This window comes from Nocardia altamirensis NBRC 108246, from assembly GCF_001612685.1.
Classification (GTDB): Bacteria; Actinomycetota; Actinomycetes; order Mycobacteriales; family Mycobacteriaceae; genus Nocardia; species Nocardia altamirensis.
In genome coordinates, this window is record NZ_BDAY01000066.1 from 56,638 (window position 1) to 72,685 (window position 16,048).

Annotated in this window: 18 protein-coding genes and 1 pseudogene; 12 read left to right on the plus strand and 7 right to left on the minus strand. The window is 67.6% G+C overall.

Annotated elements, in window-relative coordinates:
- The first annotated feature begins 72 nt into the window (after positions 1-72).
- The 6 genes from NA11_RS30555 to NA11_RS30580 all read left to right on the plus strand — a co-directional run bounded on the left by NA11_RS30555 (position 73) and on the right by NA11_RS30580 (position 5,395).
- Entirely contained in the window at positions 73-864 is a 792-nt protein-coding gene (locus NA11_RS30555) for a DUF5666 domain-containing protein (RefSeq protein WP_069165500.1), read from the plus strand.
- 116 nt (positions 865-980) lie between these two features.
- Entirely contained in the window at positions 981-2,126 is a 1,146-nt protein-coding gene (locus tag NA11_RS30560) for a TtfA family protein (RefSeq protein WP_245746268.1), read from the plus strand.
- A gap of 46 nt (positions 2,127-2,172) precedes the next feature.
- Positions 2,173-2,982 carry an SDR family NAD(P)-dependent oxidoreductase gene (locus tag NA11_RS30565; RefSeq protein WP_069165502.1) on the plus strand — a complete coding sequence of 270 codons (810 nt, stop codon included), beginning with the start codon at positions 2,173-2,175 and terminating at the stop codon, positions 2,980-2,982.
- A gap of 2 nt (positions 2,983-2,984) precedes the next feature.
- Complete coding sequence (gene pyrE, locus NA11_RS30570) at positions 2,985-3,566, plus strand: orotate phosphoribosyltransferase (RefSeq protein ID WP_069165503.1); 582 nt, start codon at positions 2,985-2,987, stop codon at positions 3,564-3,566.
- Between the two features lie 49 nt (positions 3,567-3,615).
- Positions 3,616-4,692, plus strand: a complete 1,077-nt coding sequence (locus NA11_RS30575) for a beta-ketoacyl-ACP synthase 3 (RefSeq protein WP_069165504.1) — start codon at positions 3,616-3,618, stop codon at positions 4,690-4,692.
- Complete coding sequence (locus NA11_RS30580; RefSeq protein ID WP_069165505.1) at positions 4,679-5,395, plus strand: lysoplasmalogenase; 717 nt, start codon at positions 4,679-4,681, stop codon at positions 5,393-5,395. Before NA11_RS30575 ends, NA11_RS30580 begins: the two co-directional genes overlap by 14 nt.
- 83 nt (positions 5,396-5,478) lie before the next feature.
- On the opposite strand, the gene NA11_RS30585 is transcribed toward NA11_RS30580, so the two are convergent.
- From NA11_RS30585 to NA11_RS30600, 4 genes are all read right to left on the minus strand, one after another.
- The gene (locus tag NA11_RS30585; protein ID WP_069165506.1) at positions 5,479-6,057 is read right to left on the minus strand and encodes a Uma2 family endonuclease; all 579 of its coding nucleotides are present in this window, start codon (positions 6,055-6,057) and stop codon (positions 5,479-5,481) included.
- Between the two features lie 100 nt (positions 6,058-6,157).
- A complete protein-coding gene (locus tag NA11_RS30590; protein WP_069165507.1) occupies positions 6,158-6,604 on the minus strand; it encodes a hypothetical protein in 447 nt (148 codons plus the stop codon).
- 71 nt (positions 6,605-6,675) lie between these two features.
- Entirely contained in the window at positions 6,676-7,362 is a 687-nt protein-coding gene (locus NA11_RS30595; protein WP_069165508.1) for a TrmH family RNA methyltransferase, read from the minus strand.
- Between the two features lie 51 nt (positions 7,363-7,413).
- Positions 7,414-7,746 (minus strand): DUF4190 domain-containing protein, encoded by a 333-nt coding sequence (locus NA11_RS30600; protein ID WP_069165509.1) that lies wholly within the window; start codon positions 7,744-7,746, stop codon positions 7,414-7,416.
- Between the two features lie 92 nt (positions 7,747-7,838).
- Here NA11_RS30600 and NA11_RS30605 point away from each other — a divergent pair, with 92 nt between their 5' ends.
- The 3 genes from NA11_RS30605 (at position 7,839) to NA11_RS30615 (ending at position 11,218) form a co-directional block, all read left to right on the plus strand.
- Entirely contained in the window at positions 7,839-9,254 is a 1,416-nt protein-coding gene (locus NA11_RS30605) for a sensor histidine kinase (protein ID WP_084655204.1), read from the plus strand.
- Positions 9,251-9,904: a LuxR C-terminal-related transcriptional regulator gene (locus NA11_RS30610; RefSeq protein ID WP_069165511.1), complete on the plus strand. Its 654-nt coding sequence runs from the start codon at positions 9,251-9,253 to the stop codon at positions 9,902-9,904. The genes NA11_RS30605 and NA11_RS30610 overlap by 4 nt, the downstream gene beginning before the upstream one ends.
- Before the next feature lie 225 nt (positions 9,905-10,129).
- The gene (locus tag NA11_RS30615) at positions 10,130-11,218 is read left to right on the plus strand and encodes a glycoside hydrolase family 76 protein (protein WP_069165523.1); all 1,089 of its coding nucleotides are present in this window, start codon (positions 10,130-10,132) and stop codon (positions 11,216-11,218) included.
- 9 nt (positions 11,219-11,227) lie between these two features.
- Here the strand turns inward: NA11_RS30615 and NA11_RS30620 are convergent, their stop codons facing one another.
- Positions 11,228-11,893 carry a DedA family protein gene (locus NA11_RS30620; RefSeq protein WP_069165512.1) on the minus strand — a complete coding sequence of 222 codons (666 nt, stop codon included), beginning with the start codon at positions 11,891-11,893 and terminating at the stop codon, positions 11,228-11,230.
- A gap of 52 nt (positions 11,894-11,945) precedes the next feature.
- Positions 11,946-12,605 (minus strand): DedA family protein, encoded by a 660-nt coding sequence (locus NA11_RS30625; RefSeq protein ID WP_245746272.1) that lies wholly within the window; start codon positions 12,603-12,605, stop codon positions 11,946-11,948.
- A 298-nt stretch (positions 12,606-12,903) separates the two neighbouring features.
- On the opposite strand from NA11_RS30625, the gene fbaA reads away from it, so the two are divergent.
- On the plus strand, positions 12,904-13,938 hold the full coding sequence (fbaA, locus tag NA11_RS30630; protein ID WP_069165514.1) for a class II fructose-bisphosphate aldolase: 1,035 nt from the start codon (positions 12,904-12,906) through the stop codon (positions 13,936-13,938).
- Between the two features lie 32 nt (positions 13,939-13,970).
- On the plus strand, positions 13,971-15,089 hold the full coding sequence (locus tag NA11_RS30635) for a BTAD domain-containing putative transcriptional regulator (protein WP_069165515.1): 1,119 nt from the start codon (positions 13,971-13,973) through the stop codon (positions 15,087-15,089).
- A gap of 32 nt (positions 15,090-15,121) precedes the next feature.
- Here NA11_RS30635 and NA11_RS30640 read toward each other — a convergent pair whose 3' ends face one another.
- Positions 15,122-15,430 carry an excalibur calcium-binding domain-containing protein gene (locus tag NA11_RS30640; RefSeq protein WP_167837764.1) on the minus strand — a complete coding sequence of 103 codons (309 nt, stop codon included), beginning with the start codon at positions 15,428-15,430 and terminating at the stop codon, positions 15,122-15,124.
- A 162-nt stretch (positions 15,431-15,592) separates the two neighbouring features.
- On the opposite strand from NA11_RS30640, the pseudogene NA11_RS30645 reads away from it, so the two are divergent.
- Positions 15,593-16,048, plus strand: a pseudogene (locus NA11_RS30645) (DUF4185 domain-containing protein); the annotation flags it as partial.

The window sequence follows — 16,048 nt, forward strand, 5'->3', positions numbered from 1 at the left end:
TGGCGCGCGCGGTATCCGGCGCAGAGCGTCGTCTACCTGACCGCAGCGCCCGGGCCGCCTAACCTGGAGTCCATGACCAACCCGAACGATCCGTGGGGACAGCGGCCGGAGGATGCGCCGACCGAGTACCTGGCGGGCAAGTCCGGGTTCGAGCAGCCGCCGCACACCACGGAGTATTCCGAGGCGTACGGGTCGGGCGCGCCCTCGGCGTATCCGGCGACCGAGCAGTTCGAGCCGTGGTCACCGCCGTTGAACGCGACCCGCGAGTTTCCGCCCGCTGACCATCAATGGGGTGCGTACGAGGGCGCCTACGGCAATGAGTGGCAAGGGGCTGCGCCGGGCGGTCCGGTCCCACCCGGCATGCCACAGGACGCGCCGCCGGAGCGGCCGCGGCGCAACACCGGGTTGTGGATCGCGCTCGGCCTAGCCAGCGTCGCACTGGTCGCGGTGGTTGGTGTGATTGCGGGAGTCCTGCTCAGCGGCAATGATTCGTCGTCGACCACGGCCGCGAGCACCTCGGCATTCCCGACCGCGCGCCAACCGACCCCCGGCACCCCGCGCACCGGCCAGCCCCGCCCGAGCGGCACGCCGAGCATCCCCGGCCTCGGCGACATCGACAGTCTCGGTGCGACCATGGGCACCATCACCGCCAACAACGGCGGAACGCTCACCATCAACACGCTGCTCGGTGCGACGGTCACCGTGCACACCGACGCGAACACCCAGGTGATCTCGGTGTCCGGCACCAAGGTTTCCGATCTGCCCGCAGGCGACATCGTGCTGGTCCAGGGCGACAAGGCACCCGATGGCTCGGTGCAGGCCAAGGTCATCATCAGCACGTCGCTGCCGAGTGGCCCGCGATGAACGACTCGATCCGCGAACATCGTGCGGGCCCCGCCCTGCGTTGCCCGGGCGGTGCGCGGCCCGGCGCGGGGTCAATGTCGGGCTCCGTCCCGCCGCTCCCATTAAGCTAGACGGCGATGACGGCAATGTGGTTCGGCCTGGCGGCGATCGCACTCGTGGGTGCGATCGTACTGCTGTATTTCGATCGGATTCAGCGACAGCGCACCGGTCACGCGCGGCAGGTCTGGGCGAAATCCCAGGGCTATACGTATGTATCGGTGGAGCCTGCGCTCCCCTCGACCTGGCGGCGCGGTGCGCTCGCCAAGCTCGGCTATCTGTCCGCGGTCGATGTGGTCTCCGGAATTCGCAAGGGCGAGAAGTTCGTGCTGTTCGATCTGGAGGACTCCGCGACGCTGATCGCGGTGCGCCGCCAGATCGGCTCGGACATCGATGTCGACATGCGGCTCAAGACCGCATCGCCGCCGAAGGACGCCGATCTCGAACTGCTCGGCGCCATCGGCGACCGGGTGGTGTTCGCGACCAACCCGGAAATCGCCAGGCACGCAGTGGATCAGCGCATGGTCGCGTTCATCGAGACGCTGCCCGACACCGTGCAGATGCTCTGGAGCGAGGGCAACTGGACGCTGGGCATGCTGTCTGTCGGCACCGCCTCGCGGGACTGGGAGACCTCGATCGACGCGGTGCTCCGCCTGTCCGGCCTGCTGCACGTGCTGCCGCCGGTGAGCGAGCCGCGCTTCGACAACGGCGGACACGATCCCGGCAGGCCGCGCCCGCGCGGTCGGCAGCGGGCCGACGAGTCCGACGACGACCTGGATGAGCCCGTCGGCGCGGCCAGGGTGCAGGCGCCGCGGCTGGGCGAGGACGACGAGTACGACCCGTTCGCCGGACAGCGCTACGACGACGAATTCGACGACCGCGCACCGCAATCGGCGCCCGACGAACCCGAACCGCCGCGTCGTCCCTCGCTCGCCGTCGTCCCGGACGCGCGGGCAAGGGCGCGCGAGGACCACAGGCCCGAGGACACCTGGTCGCCCGAGCCGCGCGAAGAGTGGGCACCGGACGACGACTGGTCGCCCGCGCGCGAGCAACGGATTCGGGAGCAGCGCGAGCCGTACGCGCCGCGCGACGACCGACCCGATGCGGACTGGCCCGACGAACCCGACCGCGGCCAGGCGCCGCGCGAGGACGACAACGCGGCCGACCCGCCCGGTGGTCCGTTCCATCCAGGCTTCCGTCCGTATCAGGGACCTGTGCCGCAGTGACCGGCTGCGCCGGGACCGTCGCAGCATTCCGACCGATCGAGCGCAGATGAATGATCACCCTTCTTCTCGGCTGCCCGGCGCCACCCGCCCGGTGGCGTTGATCACCGGACCCACCTCCGGCATCGGCCACGGCTACGCGATGCGACTCGCCTCACTCGGCTACGACCTGGTGCTCGTCGCCAGGGACGCGGAACGGCTCGGCACCCTCGCCGAGGTACTCGAGCGTCGCTTCGGCACCCGCTCCGAGTTGCTCGTCACCGACCTGAGGTCGGCGCAGGACCGTGAGCGGGTGGCGGCCAGACTGACCGACGGCGTCGAATTCCTGGTCAACAACGCGGGATTCAGACATGCGGGCGAGTTCTGGACACTGTCGCCTGCGCAGCTGCAAGAAGAAGTCGATGTCAACATCACCGCCGTGGTGCAGTTCACCCGGGCCGCGTTGCCGTCTATGATCGCCGCGGCCAAGGGATCGGTCGTCAACCTCGCCAGTGTTGCCGGGGTGATTCCTGGGCGGGGATCGACGTACTCGGCGGCCAAGGCCTACGTCGTATCCTTCACGGAAGGGTTGGCAGGTGGACTGGCCGGAACAGGTGTCCGGGTCCAGGCCCTGTGCCCGGGATTCGTCCACACCGAATTCCATGAGCGAGCCGGTATCGATACCTCGTCGCTGCCGAAAGCATTGTGGCTGAGTGTCGACCAGGTAGTTGCCGGTTCCCTGAGTGATCTGGAGAAGGGCCGGGTGCTCAGTGTGCCCGGTGTGCAGTACAAAGCGCTTACTACCGTCGCCGGAATGATCCCGCGAACCCTGGCGGCCCGACTGAATCGCGGCCTGTTCAACACGCGCGGAAGGACTTAGGAATGATCGACGAGGCAACCACCAATGAGTCGGCACTGGGCACCGCGGCCGGCTCCGACCGAGACAGATTGGCCGCGCTGGTGCGCGAGCTCGCGGTGGTCCACGGCAGGGTGACCCTGTCGTCGGGCAAGGAGGCCGACTACTACGTCGACCTGCGCCGCGCGACTCTGCACCACAGCGCCGGACCGCTCATCGGCAAGCTGCTGCGCGACCTGGTCGCGGACTGGGACTTCGACGCCGTCGGCGGGCTGACCATGGGCGCCGACCCGGTCGCGTTCGCGGTCATGCACGCGCCGGGCAGGCCGATCGACGCCTTCGTGGTGCGCAAAGCGGCGAAGGCACACGGCATGCAGCGCCAGATCGAAGGCCCGGACATCGTCGGCAAGCGGGTGCTGGTCGTCGAGGACACGACGACCACCGGAAACTCCCCGCTCACCGCGGTGCGCGCGCTGCGGGACGCGGGCGCGACCGTGGTCGGCGTCGCCACCGTGGTCGACCGGGAGACCGGCGCCGATCAGGTGATCGCCGCCGAGGGACTCGAGTACCGGTCGATCCTCGGCTTGAAGGATTTGGCCCTGGGATAACCTGGGCATTGGTCAAGTTCTTCGAAGGCGAAGGGTTGTGTGAGCACCAGTGGTGAGCATTGCAGTCAATAAGAATCGCGACAATGTTGCGATGCTCGGTATCGGTGCCTACCGCCCCGAGCGAGTGGTCAGTAATGAAGAGGTGTGCAAGGTCCTCGATTCCACCCCGGAGTGGATCTACGACCGGACCGGTGTTCGCAACCGCAGGTGGATCAGCGGCGACGAGACGCTGCAGTCGATCGCCGCAGCCGCCGGCGAGCGCGCGATCGTCAACAGCGGCATCGACCGGTCCAAGATCGGCACCCTGATCCTGGCCACCTCCAGCTGGCTCATGCTGACCCCGCACGGTGCACCCAAAGTCGCAAACGACCTCGGACTGAACGGGATCGCCGCCTTCGACCTGACCTCCGGCTGCGGTGGTTTCGGCTACGGCCTCGGCGTGGCCGCGGACCTGATCCGGGCAGGGTCGACCGAATACGTGCTGCTGATCGGCGCGGAAACGATGACGGTCGGCCTCGACCCGACCGACCGGGGCACCGCGATGATCTTCGGTGACGGCGCGGGCGCGGTGGTGGTCGGGCCGAGCGAGGAGAACGGCATCTCCCCGACGGTGTGGGGCAGCGACGGCGAAAACGCGAGTGCCATCGCCCAGGATGTCGACTTCCTGACCTACATGGAGAAGGCGCAGGCGTTGCAGGGCACCGACCCGGCGATCGAGCCGATCGGCCGGATGTCGCTGCGGATGGAGGGCCCCCGGGTGTTCCGCTGGGCGGCGGTGACTTTGCCGCGGGCGCTGTCCACCGCGCTCGAGGTGTCCGGGGTGTCCAAGGAGGACATCGAGGTGTTCATTCCGCACCAGGCCAACGCCCGCATCAATGAATTGATGAAGAAGAATCTCGGGCTCGCCGATGACGTCCCGGTGGCCAACGACATCGAGAACACCGGAAACACCTCCGCCGCCTCTATTCCGCTCGCGATGGAAGAGATGCTGGTGACCGGAAAGGCCAAGGGCGGTCAAACAGCGTTGCTGCTCGGATTCGGTGCAGGCCTGAGTTATGCGGGCCAGGTGGTCACGTTGCCGCCCGCGCCCGCCGAGGCCAGCTTTGCTGTCGATGCCGTCGAATAGACCGTTTCGCACCGGATTTCTCGCGGCCGCGGCAGTCACCGTCTTCGGTGCGCTGACCGGTCGCGAGAAGCTTCAGTGGCTCGCGAAACCGCTGCTGATGCCGCTGCTCGCGGCCGATGTGGTCACCGAGGGCAGTGCGCTCGACCCGACTGATCGGACCGTGCTACTCGGCGCGCTCGGCGCGGCGACTGTCGGTGATGTGCTGCTCATCGATCCCGACAACGACCGGCGACTGATCGCCGGTGCGTCCTCGTTCGCGGTGATGCAGGCCGGGTATTCGGCGCTGTGGTGGCGCCAAGGCGCCAGGCCGCGCACCGACATCGCGGCGCCACGGCTGCTCGCCTGGCTCGGCGCGGCCGGGCTGCTGCGGGCGAAAGCCCCCGCGGTGGCCGTTCCATTGACCGCCTACGGCGCGACACTCGGCACCGCCGCCTTGCTCGCCTCCGACCCCGATCTCGCCCCCAACGCGAAAACCGTTGCGGGCCTCAACATCCCCGACACCGACCCACGCAGCCGCCTCGGTCTCGGCGCCCTCCTGTTCACCGCCTCCGACGGACTCATCGTGCTACGCCGCATCTTCGCGCGCAGCGACCGATCACGCCACCTCACCGAGGCAGTCATCCTGACCACCTACGCCGCCGCCCAATTCCTCCTCGCCGACCCCCACGCACACGTGAAAGCTGTTGTTCCGGTCGACAATTGAGATGAAGTGCGGATTGCGTCAGAGCACTCGATGGTTCTGCCGCGCAGTGACCCCAATCGTGCCGGGCCTATCGGCGCAGGCCCTTAATGCACGGCCCGTCCACTGATGAGTGCTGCCAGGTCGATTTCTATCGGTGTTCCGGCCAGGTCGAGGGCGATGCGGCCGGACCGCTCACCGACCAACTCGTACTCGCCGTCGATGAGGTGATACGCCGTGAGACTTACTGGCTCGTCGAGATCGACGAGCCAGTAGTACTGGATGCCGACCTCGGCGTACTCAGCGAACTTGGTGACCTGGTCGGTGCGTTTGGAACCGACAGAAAGTATCTCCACCGCCAATAGCACGTCGGCGGGTTGCCAGCGCGCGAGATTCTCGTCGATTCCGGCAGCGGTTACGGCCAGCACGTCAGGCACTCGGACCGTCGATGGCGGACCGGGGTCGATCACCAGCTCGGCTTCGGCGAGCACGCCATGAGTCGCAGGGAGCTGTGGTTCGAGTTGAGCCGCGAATCGCCAAACCGCGCGTTGATGCATCGATACCGGCCTCGGCGACACGACCAGAACCCCCTCGACAAGCTCGTAACTACGGCTGTTGTCCTCCGGCAGAGCGATCCAGTCCGCCAGGGTCAGCAGATGATCCGGCCAGTGCATTTCGACAGTCATCGCTTCCTCCTCCCCACTAAGGCGTCGCTCGCGGCAAGTCTCCCACATGGAAACAGCCTGCGACGTCAGCTACCCCGCGCGGCGAGGTGTGGTTGCGTGGTCACAGCACGACGATGATGCGGTCGCGGTTGGTCGGGTCGACGCGGATCGAGATCGTTTCGCCGACCGCGAGCCGGGGCTTGTCTGCTGGGGTGACGTCGAAAACGATTGTTCCGCGGTAGCTTTCGGAGCCGGGGACGGTCAGCTCCAGGTCGAGTTCGGTCAGTTCGGTGTGGTGGTCGGTTCGTTCCAGCGGGTGCACGCCCTGCACCGTGGCCCAGCCTTCCAGGCCGTCGCGCCACAGCCGCCGATCCGCCTTGGAGGGCCGCGCCGCCAGCATCATCCCGATGCCGACGCAGGAGCCGAACAGGCCGACCAGCGCGGCGATCTGATAGGGCACCGTGCCCGGCGGCGTGTGTGGCAGCAGCCAACCCAGCCAGAGACCGAGCACTACCAGGTACCCGGCCGTCACCCCGAGTACCGTGCGAAGAATCCGCCCGTGATCCATACCAGCCTCCACCTGGCGACTGTCCGATCTCCAGAATAGGCCGCGCGCAGCACGGACGGGTGTAGATCGGGCTACCAGGCGGTGGCGGGATCGGCGTGCTGGCGCACCCAGGCGTGCATGGCGATGCCTGCGGCGACACCGGCATTGATGCTGCGCGTCGAGCCGAACTGCGCGATCGAAACCGTCATGGCCGCCGCGTCTTTCGCGTGCTCGGTGACGCCGGGGCCTTCCTGCCCGAACAGCAGCAGGCAGTCCCGGGGCAGCTCGGCCGTTTCCAGCGGGACCGAGCCGGGCACGTTGTCCACGGCGACCACGGTGAGCCCTTCGCGCACCGCGAACTCGAGCAACTCGGTGATGCTCGCATGGTGCTCGATGTGCTGATAGCGGTCGGTCACCATGGCACCGCGCCGATTCCAGCGTTTGCGGCCGACGATGTGCACTGCCGCGGCCGCGAAGGCGTTCGCGGTGCGCACCACGGTGCCGATGTTGGCGTCGTGCCCGAAGTTCTCGATGGCGACGTGGAACGGGTGCCGTCGCCGATCGATATCGGCGACGATCGCCTCGCGAGTCCAGTACCGGTAGGCGTCGACGACGTTGCGCCGATCACCCGTGGCCAGCAGTTCCTGGTCGAGCCGCGGATCGTCCGGCGGCGGCTCGGCATGCTCGTCCGCCCACGGCCCGACGCCGTGCGGATGCTCGCCCCATTCGGTCGGCCCCGCTTGGTCCTGCTCCGCTGCCTCCGGTACTGGGTGATTCACTCCGCCGATGCTAATTCCGGCGGTCTCGCCGTCGACCGACCGGTCCGGTCCTCAGTAGCTCGAGCTCGTGGTGCCCGCGAAGACGCCGACCAGGCCGAGCACCAGGAACAGCGCGAGGAACAGCAGGCTGACGACGATCAGACAGGTGCTGATGATGCCGCAGACGTAGCCGACCATGACATTCGTCCGGCCGCCGATGGTGCCGCCGGAGGCGTCGATCTCGTTCAGCGCCTTCTTGCCCATGACCCAGGCCACCGGGCCGAGGATCTGGCAGAACACCAGGCCGAGGATGCCGATGATGAGAATGGTGGTGGCCTGTGGATGGTCCGGCGGCGGTCCGTAGGCTGAATAGCCGTAGGGCGGCTGCTGCGGCGGGTAGTTCATGGGCAGGATGGTAGTTGGTGTAGCTGGCTACACCACCCATTCGGCGGACAGCTCCATCGAATACCGCCGCCGCCCCGACAACCATGAGAGCCATGACCGAGACACCCGCCGAAGCCACCCTCGTGCTCGACCGGCCGACCGAGAAAATCGGACGGTCCGCCGACGGAGTGGCCCGCGCCGTTCTGCTCGCCCCCTTCCAGGCCCGCTTCTGGAAGGAACTCGTCTATCTCCTCACGGTTTTCGTCCTCGGCTGCGTCGCCCTCGTCTACATGTATGTCGGCTGGGGCGGCGGGCTGATGATATCGATCACTATCGTCGGCGTGCCGATTCTGGCGCTGATCCTGCTCGGCGGCCGGACCTGGGGGCGGATCTACCGGGCACTGGCCAAGGACCTGCTCGGCACCCCGGTGACGCCGCCGCCACCGTTCGCTCCTGCGTCGGGCCTGGTCGGCTTCGTCAAAGGCGCATTCACCGATCGCACCAGCTGGCGGGCCGCGCTGTTCCTGCTCGCGCAGGCGGTGCTCGGGGTCGTCGTCGGCTGGCTGCTGCTCATCGCGATCGCGATGACCGTTTTCGTGGCGATCTCGCCGATCCCGTGGGCGGTCTTCCAGCCGATGAACGTCGATGCCCAAGGCGTGGAACATCATTCGCTGGCTCAGTTCGGCGACTACTACATCGACACCTGGCCGAGGGCGCTCGGCTTCGCCGCGCTCGGCGTCATCGGCTGCTTCGTGCTGCCATGGGTGGTGCGCGCTGTGTGCTGGTTGCATCGGCTGCTCACCATCGCCTGCCTGAGCGCGACAACGGGTGACCGGCGGATCATCGAGTTGCAGCAGGGCAGGCAGGCCGCGGTCGACGATTCCACCGCAACGCTGCGGCGACTGGAGCGGGATCTGCACGACGGCACCCAGGCTCGGCTGGTCACCATCGCGATGGCGCTCGGCAGGGCCGAGGATCGGCTGTCGGCCGGCGGCGACCCGCGTGACCTGATCGCGGACGCGCACGCCTCCTCGAAGGAGGCGCTGACCGAGCTGCGTGAGCTGGTGCGCGGAATCCATCCGCCCGCACTGGAACTCGGGCTCGGCCCGGCACTGGAAACGCTGGCCGCGCGCTGTTCGGTGCCGGTGGAACTGCGGGTGCACCTGCCAGAGCGCCCCAACCCGGCGATCGAGGCGATCGCGTACTTCTCCGTCGCCGAACTGCTCACCAACGTGGTCAAGCACGCGAACGCCACCCGCGCCTGGGTGTCGGTGGTGCCGACCGATGCACAGACCATTTCGGTCACCGTGCGGGACAACGGCATCGGCGGGGTGCTTGGCTTACCCACCCCGTCGGCTTCGCCGACTGCCATCCCCGTGTCGCCCGTCGAGGGCGGAATCGCGGTGGGCAGCGGACTTTCGGGCCTGGCCGCGCGGGCCCGCACCGTGGACGGCACGCTCAGCGTGCAGAGCCCCACCGGCGGACCGACCGTGGTGACCATCCTGCTGCCGAAAGAAGGGTCGCGATGACCGAATCGCTGCGGATCGTGATCGCCGAGGACAGCGCGATCCTGCGCGACGGCCTGGCCGGGCTGCTGGCCGAGCGCGGGCACGAGGTGGTCGCGATGGTCGGGGACGCCAGCACGTTGAGCGATGTGGTCGGCACGCACAACCCCGACGTCGCCGTCGTCGACGTGCGGATGCCGCCGAGCTTCACCGACGAGGGCCTGCTCGCCGCCATCGAGCTGCGCCGCAAGTACCCGATGACGGGCGTGCTCGTCTTCTCGCAGTGGGTCGAAACCCGGTATGCCACCGAACTACTCGCGGGTGGTGCGAGTGGCGTCGGGTATCTGCTCAAGGACAGGGTCGCCGATGTCGGCGATTTCATCGACGCACTGCATCGTGTCGCCACCGGCGGCACCGCACTCGATCCGGAGGTGGTGAGCCAGTTGATGGGAGCATCGCGCCAACAGGATTCCCTGGCCCGGCTCACCCCGCGCGAACGGGAGGTGCTGGAGCTGATGGCGCAGGGCCTGTCCAACAACGCCATTGCCGGTGCGCTCACCGTCACCGAGCGGGCGGTGGAAAAGCACATCGGCAATATCTTCACGAAACTCGATCTGCCGCCTTCCGACACGCATCACCGCCGGGTACTCGCGGTGTTGCGGCTCAAGGGCTAGCCCGTGCCCGGGCAAATCGGATATCTGCGAAGGGTGCGAGAACAAATGCACATCGCTTTAGTAACAAATCGGGCGCGTAAATCCGTGCGGTGCTGGCACCATTGACCCATGACCACGCGGAAGGCCGAGGACCCGCAGCACGCGACACCGCGGTCGCTTGGCGAGCGCGCGCAGGCCGGGCGTGACGTGAACGCGACGCCCGCGCTCTGGTCCGAGCGCGCCGACATGGCGGAATCCGCGATCGTGTCCCGGCATCTGCGCGCGTTATGGGCCCTACCCGGCACCGAATTGGGCGTGGTCGGCTGGCCTGCCACCAAGCGTGAACGGGCCTTTGGTACCTGGCATTACTGGTGGCAGGCACACCTGATCGACTGTGCGGTCGACGCCGCCAATCGGGTGCCGACCCCGGTGCGCCGCAGGCGGATCGCCACGATCGCGCGCACCCACCGCATCCGCAACATCAACGGCTGGACCAACCGGTACTACGACGACATGGCCTGGCTGGCCATCGCCTTGGAACGGGCCGAGCGAACCCAGGGCATCACCGAGGTGCGTGGCGGCCTGCTCGCGCTGGAGCGCCCGCTGTACGACGGCTGGAACCCGGCGGTCGGCGGCGGCCTGCCGTGGCGCATCGCCTCCGACTACTACAACACGCCTGCCAACGGTCCCGCTGCCATCGCGCTGCTGCGCCTCGGGCGGCAGCAGCGGGCCCAGGAGATGGCCGACTGGCTCGACGCGACGCTCCGCGATCCGGAGACCGGCCTGATCCTGGACGGCATCCACCTGCCGTCCGGCGAGATCGAGCGTCCGGTGTTCACCTACTGCCAGGGCGTGGTGCTCGGGGTGGAGACCGAGCTCGCGGTGCACACCGGTGAGCCGAGGCACGGGCAGCGGGTGCATCGACTGCTCGCCGCGGTCGAGGAGCACCTGACCACCCGGGGCATCGTCAACGGTGGCGGCGGTGGGGACGGCGGCCTGTTCAACGGCATCCTGGCCCGCTATCTCGCGCTGGTCGCGCTGATGCTGCCCGGCGACGAGCCCGAGCAGGAGGCCGATCGCAAGACCGCGGCCGCGATCGTGCGCGCCTCCGCGTCGGCCGCGTGGGCCAACCGGCTGGAGGTCGAGGGCGAGCCGCTGTTCGGGCACGACTGGAGTAAGCCTGCGACGCTGCCCGGCGGCAGCGCCGGGGCTGGCCGATTCACCGTCGGTGGCTCGGTGACCTCATCGAAGGTGCCGGAACGGGATCTGTCGGTGCAGCTTTCGGGCTGGCTGTTGATGGAAGCCGCGTACCTGGTCAGCGCCGCGGGGCTGTGAGCGGCGGTATCAGCCTCGCGCCGTGCGGGTTTCGGCGTCGACGATGTTCAACGGCACCGTCTCCAGCTCGAAATCCTCGGCGGGCTTGGCCATTTCCTGGCGGTAGTGCCTGATGCCGAGCACGGTGCCGACGATCAACCCGATCACCAGCGTGGCGACCACGATGGGCATCAGCCACGGCACCCGATCGAGGAAGCCGCCCGCGTAATACCCGATGAGCAGCAGCACCGGCGCCCACAGGATCGCGCCGATCGTGCTGGCCACGGTGAACTTGCGATGGTCCATCCCGGCCGCGCCCGCGACCGTCGGGCACAGCGTGCGCACCCAGGGAATCCAGCGGGCGATGAGCACCGCGACGAACCCGTGCCGCCGCAACAACTCGGTGACCCGCTGCAGGTTCTTGGCGTTGATGTAGCGCCCGTTCTTACGGGCGACCAGCCGGTGCCCGGTCCGGCTCCCGATGACATAGCCGACCTGGTTGCCCGCGATCGCCGCGATCATCGTGCCGATCGACAGCGCCCAGACCTGCGCCTCACCGGAGGCGTGCGAGGCCATCACCACGCCGGCAGTGATCAGCATGGAGTCACCGGGCAGGAAGAGCCCGAGAATCACCGCGCACTCGAGAAAGACAAAGGTCAGCACCACTGTCCAGACGAGCGCGGGCCCCGCTGACATCAGCGGATCAAAACTGCCCACAGCTAGGGGCGAGGACGCCGCGAACACGAGCTCAGCGGGTCGGCTCGTTCGCCGCGGCGGTCAGCTCGGCTTCTGGCTGGGCCGAAGGCTGCTGCGCGCCACGATTGAGCAGCTTCTTCGCCACCGCCATGATGCCGGGCAAGATCGACACGAACACGATGAGCAGGAAGATGGCCTCGACGTGGTCGCGGATGAAAGCGACGTTGCCGAGGAAGTAGCCGAGCACCGTGATGCCGCCACCCCAGAGGATCGCGCCGACGATGTCGAACGCGACGAACTTGCGGTAGTCCATCTTGGAGACACCGGCGAGCACCGGCATGAACGTGCGCACGATCGGCACGAACCTGGCCAGGATGATGGTCTTCGGGCCGTGCTTCTCGAAGAACGCGTGCGTCTCGGTGACGTAGTGCTTCTTGAAGAAGCGAGTGTCTTCCTTGTGGAACAGCGCGGGCCCGATGCCGCGGCCGATCCAATACCCGGACTGGTCACCGACGAAGGCGATCAGCGTGACGAGCGGAAGCAACCACCAGATCGACACCGGCGGATTCGGCTGCGCGGCCAGCAGACCGCCGGTGAACAGCAGCGAGTCGCCGGGCAGGATCGGGAACAGCAGGCCGGTCTCGATGAAGACGATCACCAGGATCGCCGGGAGCACCGCGTTCTTCAGCCACGTCTCCGTGAGCAGGTGCATCGGGTCGAGCAACTCCGTCAGGGCGAGGTTGGTCGTCACCGATTCTGTCGCTGCCAGCAGAATCACGCGGTCTCCTGTTCTGGATTACGGCCGGCCGGATCGCTTGCCACCGCATCGGAAGCTGCCAGCGCAATTACCGGCACTACAGTACCGGGTTCCGCTGAGAATCCTCCTGCTGTGCACGAAACTACCCGGCGGTCACCTGGTTCCCCTCCCTGGATACCAGGAGAAACACTGCTGTCTTAGGGTGGTGCCTGACAAAATAGGTCTTTGCCGCAACAAACACGGAGGTCTTACTGTGCCCATCGCGACTCCGGAGGTCTACGCCGAGATGCTCGGTCGGGCCAAAGCGCACTCCTTCGCCTTCCCGGCTATCAACTGCACGTCCTCGGAGACGATCAACGCGGCCATCAAGGGTTTCGCGGAGGCGGGCAGTGACGGGATCATCCAGTTCTCCACCGGCGGTGCGGAGTTCGGCTCCGGCCAGGGTGTGAAGGACATGGTGACCGGTGCGGTCGCGCTTGCCGAGTTCGCGCACGTGGTTGCCGCGAAGTACGACATCACCATCGCGCTGCACACCGACCACTGCCCGAAGGACAAGCTGGACGGTTTCGTCCGGCCGCTGATCGCGGTCTCGCAGGAGCGGGTGAACGGCGGGCGGCCGCCGCTGTTCCAGTCGCACATGTGGGACGGCTCGGCGATCCCGATCGACGAGAACCTGGAGATCGCGCAGGAGCTGTTGAAGGCCTGTGCGCAAGCCAACATCATCCTCGAGGTCGAGATCGGTGTGGTCGGCGGTGAAGAGGACGGCGTCGAGGCCGAGATCAACGACAAGCTCTACACCTCGCCCGAGGATTTCGAGAAGACCATCGCCGCGCTCGGCGCAGGCGAGAACGGCAGGTATCTGCTCGCCGCAACGTTCGGCAACGTGCACGGTGTGTACAAGCCGGGCAACGTGGTGCTCAAGCCCGAGGTGCTCGCCGAGGGACAGCGGGTGGCCGCGGCCAAGCTCGGTCTCGGCGCGGACGCGCAGCCGTTCGACTTCGTCTTCCACGGTGGTTCCGGCTCGCTGAAGTCGGAGATCGAGGATTCGCTTCGCTTCGGTGTGGTGAAGATGAACGTCGACACCGACACCCAGTACGCCTTCACCCGGCCGATCGCGGCGCACATGTTCGCCAACTACGACGGTGTGCTGAAGATCGACGGTGAGGTCGGCAACAAAAAGGTTTACGACCCCCGCAGCTACTTGAAGAAGGGGGAAACCTCGATGGCCGCACGTGTCACCGAGGCGTGCAATGATCTGAAGTCCGCGGGAAGGTCGATCAGCGCCTGACCCATCACAACCCACCGGGGGCTCGACAGCTCATGTGTCTGGATGTGCGCGTGCTCGGGCCCGTCCGGTTGCTCGTCGGCGGTGAGCCGGTGGCGGTCGGCGGGCCCAAGCCGCGGGCTTTACTCGCCGCGCTCACCGTGAATCGACGGCGTGCGGTGTCGTCGGCCGCGCTGGCCGACATGGTGTGGAACGAGGATCCGCCCGATTCCTACGCGGCAAGCCTGCAGGTATTCGTGTCGAATATCCGTAAGGCGCTGCGTAATTCGGGTGTGGATCCGGCGGCGGTGCTGCGCACCGAATCCTCCGGCTATCGCCTCGAAGTCGCCGAGGAAGCCTGCGATCTCGGGCGTTTCGAGGCGACCAGGGAGGCGGCGACCAGGGCCGCCGAGATCGGCGACCACAACGGTGCGTCCCAGCTTTTCGGTGCCGCACTGCGGGAATGGAGCGGGCGCGCGCTGGCCGACCTGGCCGGGTTGCAGTTCGCCGACGGGTTCGCTACCGCGATGGACGAGGAGCGGCTGCTCGTCGCCTCCGCCCGGATCGACGCCGAAATCGCATGCGGGCGTGCGTCATCGGTGATCGGTGAGCTGGTCTCGATGACCACCGAGCAGCCGCTGCGCGAGCCGCTGTGGGGTCAGTTGATCACTGCGCTGTACCTGTCCGGCAGGCAAGCCGACGCGCTCGACGCGTGCAGGCGGGTCCGCGCGGTGCTCGCCGAGGAGCTCGGCATCGATCCCGGCCCCGCGCTGATCGAGCTCGAACAGCGGGTGCTGCGGCAGGAACCGTTGAGCACGGTCGAACTGCGTCAGGTCGAACGGATGGCCGCGGCAATGACCGAGACGGTCACCGAGGCGCCGAGCGCGGTGCGCAGCGGACAGCTGCGACTACCCGACGGCCGGGTGGTGTCGATCGCGCAGGGCGGCTTGCGGATCGGCCGGATGACCGACAACGATCTGGTGCTCGACGACCCGAAGGCCAGCCGGTATCACGCGCACATCATGCCGAGCCGGGCCGGTCTGTTGATCAAGGACCTGCACTCGGCCAACGGCGTGTACGTCAACGACGACCCCATCGAGAGCGGGGCGCTGCTCGCCGACGGCGACCAGATCCGCATCGGGGCAACGATGTTGACCTTCCAGGCGGTCAGGTAGGCGACCTTTCGCTTGCCGCAGGCCAGGATTGGTCAGAACTCGTTGCAGGCGACGCCGTCGTTGTTCTTGTCGAGGAACGAGTTGAACCCGGGCTGACCGAACCGCAGCGGCCCGCCGGTCTCGGCCCGGACCTGGTCGCAGTCGGTGTAGAACTTGCGCTTCTTCTTGTCCTTCTTGCCGTCCTCACTGTTGGACGGCGGAATCGAGTCGGGACGTGCGGAAACGGCGACGGCGGTTGGGATATCGGCGGTGGCGGTCGGCGCGACGACGCTGAGGGCGCCGACCACGAGACACGCGGCACCGATCGCGGGTGTCACGCGCCGGAACAAAGAAATACTCACGCTGTCCATCCTGCGCCGAAATGCCGGTGCTGTGGGATGTGATTTTCCTTGACCGCGAATTTATCCTGCGACACCGAAAATCTTTCGAGTCAGACCACGGCCGGTCGGGTAGGGTCGGCCGCGCTGGTGCGTTGTCCTGCGATGGATGTCGAAGGGTTGACTATGGCCATGCGCATGCTGGCCGCGGTGGGCGCGATCGTGATCGGCGTTGGCACCGTGTTGTGCGCCGAACGACCGGCCGTCGCGGCGCCGGAACCGTCCGGCACTGAAGTGGCGGGCACCGGGCCGTGCGCCACCGATCCGGTGGCGACGCACGAACCGCTGGTGCCGAAGACGCTCGAGGTGCCGATCCCGTATCCGGTGCTCACCGTCTTGCCGCCGCAGCCACCCGAACCGGAGCCGACCCGCACGGCGATGGAGCTGCCGCCGAACCCGTGCACCAGCCCGTGTCCCGACCTCACCGATCTGCCCGAGCCGCCGCCCGGCCTCGCAGCGCAGCTCGGCGTGCCGGAAATCTTGTTGCAGCCCAAGCCTTTCCATTTCGCCGTGCCCGGTCCAGGGCCAGATCCCGGCCCGGTGCCGCCGCCGCCCGCGCCGGTGCAACCACCCGTCGAGCCT

Coding starts and splice junctions, on each gene's coding strand:
- NA11_RS30555 (WP_069165500.1), top strand. CDS start 73: ATGACCAACCCGAACGATCCGTGGGGACAGCGGCCGGAGGATGCGCCG.
- NA11_RS30560 (WP_245746268.1), top strand. CDS start 981: ATGACGGCAATGTGGTTCGGCCTGGCGGCGATCGCACTCGTGGGTGCG.
- NA11_RS30565 (WP_069165502.1), top strand. CDS start 2,173: ATGAATGATCACCCTTCTTCTCGGCTGCCCGGCGCCACCCGCCCGGTG.
- pyrE (WP_069165503.1), top strand. CDS start 2,985: ATGATCGACGAGGCAACCACCAATGAGTCGGCACTGGGCACCGCGGCC.
- NA11_RS30580 (WP_069165505.1), top strand. CDS start 4,679: ATGCCGTCGAATAGACCGTTTCGCACCGGATTTCTCGCGGCCGCGGCA.
- NA11_RS30585 (WP_069165506.1), bottom strand. CDS start 6,057: ATGACTGTCGAAATGCACTGGCCGGATCATCTGCTGACCCTGGCGGAC.
- NA11_RS30590 (WP_069165507.1), bottom strand. CDS start 6,604: ATGGATCACGGGCGGATTCTTCGCACGGTACTCGGGGTGACGGCCGGG.
- NA11_RS30600 (WP_069165509.1), bottom strand. CDS start 7,746: ATGAACTACCCGCCGCAGCAGCCGCCCTACGGCTATTCAGCCTACGGA.
- NA11_RS30605 (WP_084655204.1), top strand. CDS start 7,839: ATGACCGAGACACCCGCCGAAGCCACCCTCGTGCTCGACCGGCCGACC.
- NA11_RS30610 (WP_069165511.1), top strand. CDS start 9,251: ATGACCGAATCGCTGCGGATCGTGATCGCCGAGGACAGCGCGATCCTG.
- NA11_RS30615 (WP_069165523.1), top strand. CDS start 10,130: ATGGCGGAATCCGCGATCGTGTCCCGGCATCTGCGCGCGTTATGGGCC.
- NA11_RS30620 (WP_069165512.1), bottom strand. CDS start 11,893: ATGTCAGCGGGGCCCGCGCTCGTCTGGACAGTGGTGCTGACCTTTGTC.
- NA11_RS30625 (WP_245746272.1), bottom strand. CDS start 12,605: ATGCACCTGCTCACGGAGACGTGGCTGAAGAACGCGGTGCTCCCGGCG.
- NA11_RS30635 (WP_069165515.1), top strand. CDS start 13,971: ATGTGTCTGGATGTGCGCGTGCTCGGGCCCGTCCGGTTGCTCGTCGGC.